Source organism: Streptomyces sp. NBC_01381 (assembly GCF_026340305.1).
GTDB lineage: Bacteria > Actinomycetota > Actinomycetes > Streptomycetales > Streptomycetaceae > Streptomyces.
The window spans coordinates 3,811,923-3,824,095 of the sequence record NZ_JAPEPI010000001.1; the positions used below are offsets into that span (position 1 = coordinate 3,811,923).

Here is a 12,173-nt window from a genome sequence, read left to right on the forward strand (position 1 = left end):
CCCGTAAGATCCCCCCATTTCCCAGCATCAACCCCAATTCCTCCCCCCAAGACGAGTGTTCAGAGGGCATACATGGTGAGTGTTCAATCGCCTCCCGGTGGCCGAGAAGTCCCTTACGCACGTGTGTTGTTGCTGCCCGCCATGCTGATGGCCGCGGCAACCGGAGCCGCCGTCGCGGCGGTCACGGAACCCGCCCGCATCGCGGTCGGCTGGTGCGGTGCGATCGCGACCCTCGTGGTCATCGCGGTCGGCGCCGAAGCGGTGCGCCGCGGCCGGTCCATCCGTGAGCTCCACGCGCAGTACGGGCAGCGGCTCGCCTCCCTGGAGCGGCGCATCGCATCCCATGACGACGAGACCATCCGCCTGGGCAGGGAGATCATCCCCGAGGCCGTGTTCCGGCTCCGGCAGGGCGAAGCACCCTCGGAGGTGATCCGTCATCTGGTCGACGGTGACGAGTCCTTCGCCGAACTCCCCGAGTCGCAGCGGCAGATGCTCCGCAACGTCCTGGACACCCTGGACACCGGAGAGGCGATGCGCGAGTCCTCGCAGCGCGCCTTCGTCAACATCGCCCGGCGCGTCCAGTCCATCGTCCACCAACAGTCCGCGGAACTGCGCGAGATGGAGGAGTTCCACGGCCGCAACCCCGAGGTCTTCGACGACCTGCTGCGCATCGACCACGGCACCGCGCTGATCGGCCGCCTCGCCGACTCGATCACCGTGCTCGGCGGCGCCCGCCCCGGACGCCAATGGCCCAAGCCCGTACCGCTGTACAGCGTGTTGCGCGGCGCCATGTCGCGGATCCTCGAGTACCAGCGCGTCGATCTGCACTCGATCGCCAAGATCGCCATCCGCGGCATCTCGGTCGAACCGCTCATCCACGCCTGCGCCGAGCTCCTCGACAACGCCACCCGCTACTCGCCGCCGCAGACCCGCGTCCATGTGACCGCCGTCGAGGTGCAGACCGGCATCGCGATCGAGATCGAGGACGGCGGCGTCAGCCTCAGTGAGGAGGCCAGGGCGCGGGCCGAGCGCATGCTCGCCCAGGCCCAGGCCGGCATCGACCTGAACGACCTCGGTGAGACCCCGCGCCTGGGCATGGCCGTCGTGGGCCGGCTCTCGCAGATGTACAACCTGCAGGTCTCGCTGCGGCAGTCCGCGTACGGCGGGGTCCGCGCGGTCCTCATCGTCCCGCGCGAGATGATCAGCACCGGTCCCGCGCCCGGCCTCGCGCACGGCATCGGCGCCTCCGCGGTGCCCCGGGTGAACGCGGACGGCGAGCCCATCAAGGAGCCCCACGGCATCCGGCGCAAGAAGCCCCGCGTCATGACGGCGGGACCGCCGCTCTCGAAGTCGCAACTCACCGCGGCCATGGAGGACGACGTCCCCGAGGTCACCGAGTGGACGTCGAACGGCCTGCCCCAGCGCCGCAGCCGGGTCCGCACATCGTTCAGCCAGCGGGTCGCCCAGGAGGCCGAGGACGCGAAGTACGCGGCCCAGGCCGCGCAGTACGCCCAGCCCCCGACGACACCGGTCGTACCCGAACCGGTGAAGAAGAGGGAGGAGAAGGAGCCCGGTCTGTGGATCGAGGCCTTCATGAAGGGCGTCAAGGGCGACGAGACCACCGCCGGCGATCCGCCGTCCTCCGGGGACCAGACCGAGAACGACCACGGCAACGCCGACAGCACCGACGAGGGGGGCTGGAAGTGATCCAGCAACGGGCCAATTTCGACTGGATGCTCAAGGAGCTCGCCGACGGGGTGCCGCAGACCCGGCAGATCGTGGTGCTCTCCGCGGACGGTCTGCGGATCGCACGCTACGGCGGCGACCCCGACGGAGCCGACCGGATCGCCGCCGCCTGCGCGGGACTTCAGTCCCTGGCCGCCGCCGTCGCCACCGAGATCCCGCACAGCGAAGGCGGGATGCGCATGGTGATCATCGAGATCGACGGCGGCTACTTCTACATGATGGCCGCGGGCGCCGGTGCCTATCTGGCCGTGCTCGCGGAGGAGACCGTGGACGCGGGCCTCATCGCCAACCGCATGCGGGACCTGGTCGTCCGGATCGGCGCCCATCTGACGAGCCCGCCCCGGCGAGACGGGCAGGCCGTATGACTCCTCCGCAAGGCAACCCCCCCGACCCTCCCAAGCGTGAACGGCGCAGCCCGGACAACCCCGAGCGGCTCTACACCATCACGGGCGAGGACACGGAACGGGCGCCGATCGACCTGGTCACCCTGATCGTCGCGCACGGCGAGGCGGCACCCGCGGCGCAGCCGGAGCACTCCGTCGTGCTGCGGTTATGCAAGCAGCCGCTGTCCGTCGCCGAGCTTTCGGCCTATCTGGCGCTGCCGTTCAGCGTGGTGACGATTCTGCTGACGAGGATGCTCGCCATAGACCTCGTACAGGCGCGCGAGCCGATCGTCCGCTCCACGCTCCCCGATCGTTCCCTCCTCGAAGCGGTGATGCATGGACTTCAGAAACTCTGAGAACACCGACACGATCACCGGACCCAGCAGCGAGGACGTGCTGCCGCACACGGCCGCGGCCGCGGTGAAGGTCGTGATCGTGGGCGGGTTCGGAGTCGGCAAGACGACGATGGTCGGCTCGGTCAGCGAGATCAGGCCGCTGACCACCGAAGAGACCATGACCCAGGCCGGCATCGGCGTGGACGACAACTACGGCTCCGAGTCCAAGACGGCCACAACCGTGGCGATGGACTTCGGCCGGATCAGCATCTCCGAAGAGCTGGTGCTCTATCTGTTCGGCACCCCGGGCCAGGAGCGCTTCTGGTTCCTGTGGAACGGGCTCTTCGAAGGCGCGCTCGGTGCGGTCGTCCTCGTCGACACCCGACGCCTGGAAGTCAGCTTCGACGTGATCGGCCGCCTCGAGGAGCGCGGAGTGCCCTTCGTCGTCGCGATCAACGACTTTCCCGACGCGCCGCAGCACGCGATCCCGGCGTTGCGCAGCGCACTCGACCTGGACGAGGTGGTGCCGATCGTGAAGTGCGACGCCCGGCAGCGCGCGTCGAGCCGGGACACCTTGCTGACCCTCATGCGGTATCTGCACTCCCTGACCGTGGCCCGCGTCTGACCCTCATCTCATCCGCAACCCCGGAGCGACGAACGTGACGACCCCCTCCCACTCCCACCCCGGCACGGACGACCCATCCCTGCCGCCCCCCGGCTGCCCCGCCCACGGCCTCGGACCCGGCGGCCTGCGCCGCCTCTTCGGTCCCGAGGCGGACACCGACCTCGCAGGCGTGTACGAGAAGCTGCGCGCCGAACACGGCGCGGTGGCCCCGGCCCTGCTGCACAACGACGTACCGATCTGGGCGGTCCTCGGCCACAGCGAGAACCTGCACATGGTGCGCACCCCCTCGCAGTTCACCCGCGACTCGCGCCAGTGGCGGGCCGTCCTGGACGGCTCCATGGGCCCCGACAACCCGCTCGCCCCCGTCGTCACCTGGCAGCCCATGGCCACGTTCGCGGAGGGCGCCGAGCACGAGCGGCTGCGCGGCGCGGTCACCGGCGCCATGGGAGGCCTCGACCACCGGGGCATCCGCCGCTACATCAACCGCTACAGCAACCTGCTGCTCAACGACATCTGCCAGGACGGCAAGGCCGACCTGGTGAGCGGGTACGCCGAGCATCTGCCGATGATGGTGATGTGCCATGTCCTCGGCATGCCCGAGGAGTACAACGAGCGCATGGTGCAGGCCGTCCGCGACATGATCAGGGGCACCGAGACCGCCATCGCCAGCAACGCGTACATCATGGAGGCGCTGATGCGCCTGGTGGCGCGGCGCCGGGCGAAGGCGGAGGAGGACTTCACCAGCAACCTCATGGCCCAGCCCGCCCAGCTCACGGACGACGAGGTGGCAGCGCATCTGCGGCTCGTGCTCTGCGCCGCGTACGAGGCGACGGCCAACCTCATCTCCAACGCCCTGCGGATGGTGCTCACCGACCCGCGCTTCCGTGCCCAGCTCAGCGGCGGCCAGATGACCGTCCCGGAGGCGGTCGAGCAGTCCCTGTGGGACGAGCCGCCGTTCAGCGCCATGGTCGGCTACTTCGCCAAGCAGGACACGCAGCTCGGCGGCAAGCAGATCAAGACGGGCGACGGTCTGATCTTCGGCATCGCGCCGGGCAACGTGGACCCCGTCGTACGCCCGGATCTCGCCGCCAATATGCAGGGCAACCGCTCCCATCTGGCGTTCGGCGGCGGTCCGCACGAGTGCCCGGGGCAGGACATCGGGCGCGCCATCGCCGACACCGGTGTCGACGCGCTTCTGATGCGCTTCCCGGACGTGGAACTCGCCGTAGAGGAACACGAGTTGAGGTGGAACTCGTCGATCCTCTCGCGGCATCTGGTGTCGCTGCCGGTGCATTTCGCGCCCAGGCCGCCGCAGGATGTGACGGCCCGGCCGATGGCGAAGGTGCCGGGTCCGCGCAACGACTGGCAGGTGTCGTCCCCGGCGCCCCGGCCCGCCCAGCCGGCGCCGGTCGTGCCCCAGCCGGGGCCCACGCCGCCGCCCGCACCGGAGCCGGTGGCCGCGGCCGTGCCGCGGCGGGGCGCGTGGCGGCGCTTCGTCACCTGGTGGCGCGGCTACTGACGGGCGTCCGACCCCTGCCAGGTGTCGTACGCGGTCCAGGCGTCGAGCTCGCGCGCGCTGACGAAGCGGTGCTCGGCGCCCGTGACGGGGTCGGTGAACTCCAGGACGCGGGAGAGGAGTTGGAGCGGCCGCCGGAAATCGTCCGGCGGCACGGGCCCGCGCACCACGGGGTAGATCGGATCGCCGAGGATCGGCAGACCCAGGGTGCTCATATGGAGGCGCAGCTGGTGGGTGCGGCCGGTGTGCGGGGTCAGCAGGTAGCGGGCCAACTCGCCGTTGTGTTCGGCGAGTTGGATCTCGCTCTCACTGTTCGGCTCGGCGCCCGGCACCTCGTAGGCGGCGATGACACCGCGCTCCTTGACGATGTGACTGCGTACGGTGCGGGGTAGTTCGGTCGCCGGGTCGTACGCGGCCACGGCCTCGTACTCCTTGCGGACCCGCCGCTCGCCGAACAGCGTCTGGTAGGCGCCGCGTTCGGCGGGCCGCACGGTGAACAGGATCAGGCCCGCGGTGAGCCGGTCCAGGCGGTGCGCGGCGCCGAGCGTGGGCAGATCGAGCTCCGTGCGGAGCCGGGCGAGCGCCGTCTCGGTGACATGGCTGCCGCGGGGTGTGGTGGCGAGGAAATGCGGTTTGTCGGCGACGACGATGTGCTCGTCGCGGTAGACGACGTCGATGTCGTACGGCACCGGGACCTCGTCCGGCAGATCGCGGTGGAACCACACGAAGGCGCCGGGCGCATAGGGCGCGTCCGCCGTCACGGGCACGCCGTCGGCCCCGACGATCCGCCCGTCCCGCAGCATCCCGTCGATCACTCCCGGCCCGGCCTTGAGCCGTGCCACGAGGTGATCCCGCACGGTCTCCCACGCCCCGTCGACCGGCAGTTTGACCCGCACGGGGTCGACGCCACGGCGCTGGGGCAGGGGAGAGGGCGGGATACGGGGCTTGCGGGTCACATCTTGAAGGGTACGGGGGCTGGCGGGGGCGCCTTGATCTACGGGGTCTTGGTACCGCTGCTTCTGATCAGGGCGTGCAGATGCATGTCATGCCAGCCGTCCGCGTGGAGGACCGCGCTGCGCTTGGTGCCCTCCGGTTCGAAGCCCGTCTTGAGGGCCACGCGGCACGAGGCCTCGTTGGCGGTGGAGTGGGTGAGTTCGAGGCGGTGCAGGCCCACCTCGTCGAAGGCCCAGTCCGACAGCGCGGTCAGGGCGCGCGGGGCGATGCCCCGGCCGCGGGCCGACGGCATGGTCCAGTAGGCGACTTCGGCCTGTCCGTCGGCGAGCACGATCAGGCGCAGCGCGATCCGGCCCACCAGCTCGTCCGTGGCGGCGTCGGCGATCGCCCAGTACGCGTCCTTCTCCTCGGACCAGGCCTTGCGCCAGCCTTCGATCCAGCCCCGGGTCTCGTCGACCGACTCGGCGTCCCGCGCGTGCCAGCGCTGTATCAGCGGGTCCTGGAACGCCTCGTACACGGCGGGCGCGTCATCGGGCGACCAGGGTCGGATGACGAGTCCGCCGGGGACGGGGATGGTGGGCTGTGCCTGCCGGGCGAGCGTCCCCGCTGCGACTACGTCAGAGATCTTGAAGGGCATGGGCACATCGTGACAGCGGGCCGATGATGAGGGGACTGGTTTTCGGCACAGGCCCCGCGACGTGCCCCGTAAGGGGCGCGGGGCTGTGCCGATATGCGGCTCCGCCGCGTGGGCGCGCCCAGCCCCCACCGGCCCGCGGCAGGTACTGATACCGACTAGGCCGCTTCCTGCTCAGCCTCCACCTGCGCGTTCCACTCCCGCTTCGACGCCTGCCACCCATCCTCATTGTGGCCAAGCCGCCAGTACCCGGAGATCGAAAGCCGCTCGCGCGGCACCTCCCGCTCCACGCGCAGATAGCGGCGCAGCTCCTTCACGAAGCCTGCCTCGCCATGTACGAACGCCTGGACATCGCCGTCGGGGAAGTTCAGCGAGCGCACCGCTTCGACCAGGGCCTGGCCGACGGGGCGCTGCCCGCGGTGCAGCCACTCGATGTCCGCGGCCGACTCGACCTTCTGCTCCTCGTCCGCGTCGCCGATCTCCACGAAGGCGTACGCCTTGGCCCCCTCGGGAAGCGCCTCCAGCGCGGCGGCGATCGCGGGCAGCGCGCTCTCGTCACCGGCGAGGAGGTGCCAGTCGGCCGCGGCGTCCGGGGCGTAGCCGCCGCCCGGGCCGAGGAAGCGCACCGTGGTCCCGGGTTGCACGCGCCGGGCCCACGGCCCTGCCAGGCCCTCGTCGCCGTGGATGACGAAGTCGAGGGCCAACTCGCGGGCCTGCGGATCCCACCGGCGGACCGTGTACGTACGCGTCACGGGCCACTGGTCGCGCGGGAACTCCGCACGGATCCGCTGGATGTCGAAGGGCTCCGGATACGTCGCACCCTCGGCGGGGAAGAGCAGTTTCACGTAGTGATCCGTGGAATCGCCCGCCGTGAACTCGGCGAGGCCCTCGCCGCCAAGGACCACGCGCTGCATGTGTGGGGTGAGGCGTTCGGTGCGCACGACCTGCGCCACATGGGTCTTGGGTGCTGTGCGTGCAGGACGTTCTGCCATGGCGGACGCCTCCCCTGATCAAAAGTTGCTTAGGCTTACCTAAGCTAGCACCTCAGTCCTGAAGGGTGGACAACAACCGCTGGAGCGCGCCACCGAGTCCCCATCGCGCCGCGAGCTCGTCCAGGGCCGCCGGATCACGCGGCTCGCTCGGCAGCGCGAGGTCGATGTCCGGCAGCGGTACGTCGTCAGCGACGCGGACCACCGTCGGCGCGACCGCCACATACGGCCGGGATTCGTCGAGCCGCTTGCGCTGCGAGGGCGTCAGCTTGCTCTTCGGGTCGTCCACGGCGGCCATGATTCCGGCCAGATTTCCGTATGCGTCCAGGAGCTTGGCCGCGGTCTTCTCGCCGATGCCGGGCACACCGGGCAGCCCGTCGCTCGGGTCGCCGCGCAGCAGCGCGAGGTCGACATAGCCGCCGCCGTCCACGCCGTACTTCTCCCGCAGCCAGTTCTCGTCCGTGAGCTGGAGGCTGCCGACGCCCTTGAGGGGGTAGAGGACGCGGATGCCGCGCTCGTCGTCGACCAGCTGATAGAGGTCGCGGTCGCCGGTGACGATGTCGACCGGGCCGGTGGCCCGGGCGGCGTACGAACCGATCACGTCGTCGGCCTCGTACGACGCCGCGCCCACGCGGGCGATGCCGAGTGCGTCCAGGACGTCCTCGATGATCGGGACCTGCGGCGAGAGCGTGTCCGGGGTCTCCTCGGCGTCCGGGCCCTGCTCGACCTCCTCGGCGACGCGATGCGCCTTGTAGGAGGGGATCAGCTCGACCCGCCAGTGCGGGCGCCAGTCCGCGTCCCAGCAGGCGACCAGGTCGTCGGGCCGGTGGTCCTGGACGAGCCGGGCGATGAAGTCGAGCAGACCGCGCACCGCGTTGACCGGGGTGCCGTCCGGGGCCTTCACGGAATCCGGGACCCCGAAATAGGCGCGGTAGTACAGAGAGGCCGTGTCGAGCAGCATGAGCCGTCGCGTTTGCTGAGTCACCTTCGCATCATGCCGCACGGCACTGACAGCGCAGGGTCCGTTGCGTATCGCGCCGCGCAGTGCAGAGCGTGCAACAAATGTGAACTGGAACACCCCTGCGTTTGATTCTTGTATGCACGGGCAGGCGCGGATGCGGAGCGCTCCCGGTCGATGATTCAACTATTGCATCGGGCATGTAAGCGGGCAGAACCCGCGTCGCTCCACGGCCCGTCGGCGGGGGAGGCGGGCCGTTGCGGTTCAACCCGAGAGGTGTATGTGTCCAGGCTGCAAGCCGAGCACTTGTACAAGGTGTTCGGCAGACGACCCGCTGACGCGGTGGAGAAACTCCGCCACGGAACCGACCGAGAGGAGCTGCGCGCCGAAGGCACCACTGCCGCGGTGATCGACGCCTCCTTCACGGTCGAGCCGGGCCAGATCTTCGTCGTCATGGGTCTCTCCGGATCCGGCAAGTCCACGTTGCTGCGCATGCTCAACGGTCTGTCGGAACCAACGGCCGGACAGGTGCTCTTCGACGGACAGGATCTGACCGGTCTGAGCGCCCGTGAGCTGCGCGAGGTGCGTTCCAAGAAGATCAGCATGGTCTTCCAGCACTTCGCCCTCTTCCCGCACCGCAGCGTCCTGGAGAACGCCGGTTACGGCCTCGAGGTGCAGGGCGTGCCGCGCGCCGAGCGCGAGGAGCGCGCCACGGTCGCGCTCGAACTCGCAGGCCTGAAGGGCTGGGAGAAGTCCTGGCCCGACGAGCTCTCCGGCGGCATGCAGCAGCGCGTGGGCCTGGCCCGCGCCCTGGCCACCGACGCCGATCTGCTTCTCATGGACGAGTCGTTCAGCGCGCTCGACCCGCTGATCCGCCGCGACATGCAGGACCAGCTCCTCGAACTCCAGAAGCGGCTGAAGAAGACCATCGTCTTCATCACCCACGACCTGAACGAGGCCATGCGCCTGGGCGACCAGATCGCCGTCATGCGCGACGGCCGCATCGTCCAGATCGGCACCGCCGAGGACATCCTCGTGACCCCGGCCAACGACTACGTCGCGTCGTTCACGCAGGACGTCGACCGGGCCCGCGTGCTCACGGCGGGCGCGATCATGGACGAGCCGGAGACGGCGTACGGCACGAAGACGCCCGAGGGCAAGGAGCTGCAGACCGCATCGGACGTGCTCGGCGCCGCCCCCGCCACCGTCACGGCGGACACGCCGATCATCGAGCTGTTCACGCCGTGCTCCACCAGCTCCGTCGCCGTGGCGGTCATCGACGGCGAAGGCGAGCTCATCGGTGTCGTACCGAGTGAGCGGCTGCTCGCCGTGCTCGGCGAGCCGATGCCCTCGGTGGAGGCCTCGGTGGAGGAGAGCAAGGTGATCGCCAGTGCCTAGGATCCACATCGGCGACTGGGTCGCCTCCGGCGTCGACTGGCTGCGCGACAACTGCGAGTGGCTCTTCGACTTCATCAAGCTGGTCGTCGGGAACGCCTACGACGGCGTCAACGCGGTCCTCACCTCGCCCGAGCCGCTGATCCTCATCGGCATCTTCGCCGTGCTCGCCTTCTGGCTGCGCGGGCTGCTCGCCGCAGTGGCGACCTTCGCGGGATTCGCGCTGATCGACTCGATCGAGCAGTGGGAACCGGCGATGAACACGCTGTCCCTCGTGCTCGTCTCCTGCGTGATCATCTTCCTGTTCGCGCTGCCGATCGGCATCTGGGCGGCCAAGAACCGCACCGTCAGCGGTCTGATACGCCCGGTGCTCGACTTCATGCAGACCATGCCCGCCATGGTCTATCTGATCCCGGGCATCTTCTTCTTCGGCGTCGGCCCGGTCCCCGGCATGGTCGCGACCATCGTGTTCGCGATGCCGCCGGCCGTCCGTCTCGCCGAGCTCGGCATCCGGCAGGTCGACGAGGAACTGATCGAGGCCGCCGAGGCGTTCGGCACGCACCCGCGCAACACGCTGTGGCGCGTCCAGCTCCCGCTGGCGCTGCCCACGATCATGGCGGGCGTCAATCAGGCGATCATGCTTGCCCTGTCCATGGTGGTCGTCGCCGGCATGGTCGGCGGTGGCGGTCTCGGCTCCACCGTGTACGACGGCATCAGCTCGGTCGACGTCGCGCTCGGCTTCGAGGGCGGTATCGCGGTGGTCATCCTCGCGATGTACCTGGACCGTATGACCGGCGCCCTCAACCAGCGGGTCTCGCCGCTCGGCCGACGCGCCCTGGCCAAGGCCAACTCCGCGCTCGGCGGCCTGAAGATCATGCAGTGGAAGCCGGCCACGCCGGTCGCCATGGTCGGTGTCCTGGTCCTGGCGCTCGTCGCCGGTGGCCTGAACATCTTCGGCAAGGACGACGAGGGCCCCAAGGTCTCCGCGAACGTCGGCCAGGGCCGCACGATCAACATGGGCTACATCGACTGGCCCGAGGGCACCGCCTCCACGTACCTGTGGAAGAACGTCCTCGAGCAGCGCGGCTTCAAGCCCGATGTGAAGGCCCTCGAAGTGGGCGCCCTCTACAACGGCCAGGCGCAGGGCAGCATCGACGTGCAGACCAACTCCTGGCTGCCGGCCACGCACGCCCCGTACTGGAGCAAGTACAAGGACCAGCTCGAGGACTACGGCAGCTGGTACAAGCCGACCTCGCTCGAGATCGCGGTGCCCAAGTACGTCAAGGGCGTCAAGACGCTCGACGACCTCAAGGGCAAGAGCGACGTCTTCAAGGGCAAGATCTACGGCATCGAGCCCGGCGCCGGCGAGACGAAGCTCTACGAGGACAAGGTTCAGAAGGACTACGGCCTCAAGGGCAAGTACGAGCTGGTGAAGTCCAACACCTCGGCGATGCTCGCCCAGCTCGACCGCGCGTACGCGAAGAAGGAGCCCATCGCGGTCACGCTCTGGTCGCCGCACTGGGCGTACGACAAGTACGAGCTGACCAAGCTGAAGGACCCCAAGGGCTCCTTCGGTTCGGGTGACGGCATCCACACCCTCGGCCGCAAGGGCTTCGCCGAGAAGGAGCCGCAGGTCGCGCAGTGGCTGAAGGACTTCAAGCTCAGCGAGGCGCAGCTGACCTCCCTCGAAGGCGCGATCCAGGACGCCGGCAAGGGCAAGCAGGACCAGGGCGTCAAGGCCTGGATGAAGAAGAACCCGGGCATCGTCGACAAGATGGCCCCGGTCGCCAAGGCCACGTACGAGAAGGGCGAGCAGGCCGGCGCCGCGCCGAACATCGGCTACCCGGCGTGGGACGAGGGCATCGCCGCCACGTACCTGTGGAAGAACGTCCTGGAGAAGCGCGGCTACAAGCCGAAGACCACCAAACTCGACGTCGGCCCGCTGTTCACGGGCCTGTCCACCGGGCAGATCGACGTCGAACTGGACGGCTGGCTGCCGGTCGCGCAGAAGCAGTACTGGGAGAAGTACAAGAAGGATCTCGTCGACGTCGGTGCGTGGTACGACAAGACGTCGCTCGAAATCGCGGTCCCGTCCTACGTCAAGGGCGTGAAGACCATGGACGATCTGCGCAAGAACAAGGACAAGTTCAAGGGCAGGATCGTCGGCATCGAGCCGGGCACCGGCCAGATGACGCGCCTCAAGGACAAGGTCATGCCGGCCTACGGCCTGGACGACTTCAACCTGACCAGCGCGGGCACGAGTTCGATGCTCGCCGAGCTGGAGCGCGCGTACGCGAAGAAGGAGCCGGTCGCGGTCGTGCTCTGGTCGCCGCACTGGGCGTACAACAAGTACGACCTCACGCGTCTTGAGGACCCCAAGAAGACCTGGGGTGCCAACAACCAGATCAAGACGCTCGCCAACAAGGGCTTCCCGAAGAAGTACTCGGAGCTCAACGGCTGGCTGAAGAACTGGCACATGAGCCCTGACGAGCTGATGAGCCTCGAGCAGGCCGTCCAGAAGGCCGGCAAGGGCAAGGAAGAAGCCGGCGTGCAGAAGTGGGTCGAGGCCCACCCGGGCATCGTCGACAAGATGGCGCCGGTGAAGTAGCCGGAACAGCAGCAGAGTTGAGCCCCGCCG

11 protein-coding genes are annotated in these 12,173 nt (G+C 69.0%); 7 read left to right on the forward strand and 4 right to left on the reverse strand.

Annotated features, from left to right (window positions below):
- Positions 1–72: 72 nt before the first annotated feature.
- Genes OG453_RS17750 through OG453_RS17770 form a run of 5 tightly spaced genes read left to right on the forward strand, consistent with a single transcriptional unit; the run spans position 73 to position 4,608 of the window.
- Entirely contained in the window at positions 73–1,707 is a 1,635-nt protein-coding gene (locus tag OG453_RS17750; protein ID WP_266868872.1) for an ATP-binding protein, read from the forward strand.
- The gene (locus tag OG453_RS17755) at positions 1,704–2,111 is read left to right on the forward strand and encodes a roadblock/LC7 domain-containing protein (RefSeq protein WP_266868873.1); all 408 of its coding nucleotides are present in this window, start codon (positions 1,704–1,706) and stop codon (positions 2,109–2,111) included. Before OG453_RS17750 ends, OG453_RS17755 begins: the two co-directional genes overlap by 4 nt.
- Positions 2,108–2,485: a DUF742 domain-containing protein gene (locus OG453_RS17760; RefSeq protein WP_266868874.1), complete on the forward strand. Its 378-nt coding sequence runs from the start codon at positions 2,108–2,110 to the stop codon at positions 2,483–2,485. The genes OG453_RS17755 and OG453_RS17760 overlap by 4 nt, the downstream gene beginning before the upstream one ends.
- Entirely contained in the window at positions 2,466–3,089 is a 624-nt protein-coding gene (locus OG453_RS17765) for an ATP/GTP-binding protein (protein ID WP_266868875.1), read from the forward strand. The genes OG453_RS17760 and OG453_RS17765 overlap by 20 nt, the downstream gene beginning before the upstream one ends.
- 34 nt (positions 3,090–3,123) lie before the next feature.
- Positions 3,124–4,608, forward strand: coding sequence for a cytochrome P450 (locus OG453_RS17770; protein WP_266868876.1), 1,485 nt, complete (start codon positions 3,124–3,126; stop codon positions 4,606–4,608).
- Here the strand turns inward: OG453_RS17770 and OG453_RS17775 are convergent.
- From OG453_RS17775 to OG453_RS17790, 4 genes are all read right to left on the reverse strand, one after another.
- Complete coding sequence (locus OG453_RS17775; protein ID WP_266868878.1) at positions 4,602–5,561, reverse strand: RluA family pseudouridine synthase; 960 nt, start codon at positions 5,559–5,561, stop codon at positions 4,602–4,604. The genes OG453_RS17770 and OG453_RS17775 overlap by 7 nt on opposite strands.
- Before the next feature lie 38 nt (positions 5,562–5,599).
- A complete protein-coding gene (locus OG453_RS17780; RefSeq protein ID WP_266868879.1) occupies positions 5,600–6,196 on the reverse strand; it encodes a GNAT family N-acetyltransferase in 597 nt (198 codons plus the stop codon).
- A gap of 155 nt (positions 6,197–6,351) precedes the next feature.
- Complete coding sequence (locus OG453_RS17785; RefSeq protein WP_266868880.1) at positions 6,352–7,185, reverse strand: siderophore-interacting protein; 834 nt, start codon at positions 7,183–7,185, stop codon at positions 6,352–6,354.
- Between the two features lie 52 nt (positions 7,186–7,237).
- Entirely contained in the window at positions 7,238–8,143 is a 906-nt protein-coding gene (locus OG453_RS17790; protein ID WP_266869913.1) for a 5'-3' exonuclease, read from the reverse strand.
- A gap of 279 nt (positions 8,144–8,422) precedes the next feature.
- Here OG453_RS17790 and OG453_RS17795 point away from each other — a divergent pair, with 279 nt between their 5' ends.
- A complete protein-coding gene (locus tag OG453_RS17795) occupies positions 8,423–9,538 on the forward strand; it encodes a glycine betaine/L-proline ABC transporter ATP-binding protein (RefSeq protein ID WP_266868881.1) in 1,116 nt (371 codons plus the stop codon).
- Complete coding sequence (locus tag OG453_RS17800) at positions 9,531–12,143, forward strand: ABC transporter permease/substrate binding protein (protein WP_266868882.1); 2,613 nt, start codon at positions 9,531–9,533, stop codon at positions 12,141–12,143. The genes OG453_RS17795 and OG453_RS17800 overlap by 8 nt, the downstream gene beginning before the upstream one ends.
- The last annotated feature ends 30 nt before the right edge of the window (positions 12,144–12,173 follow it).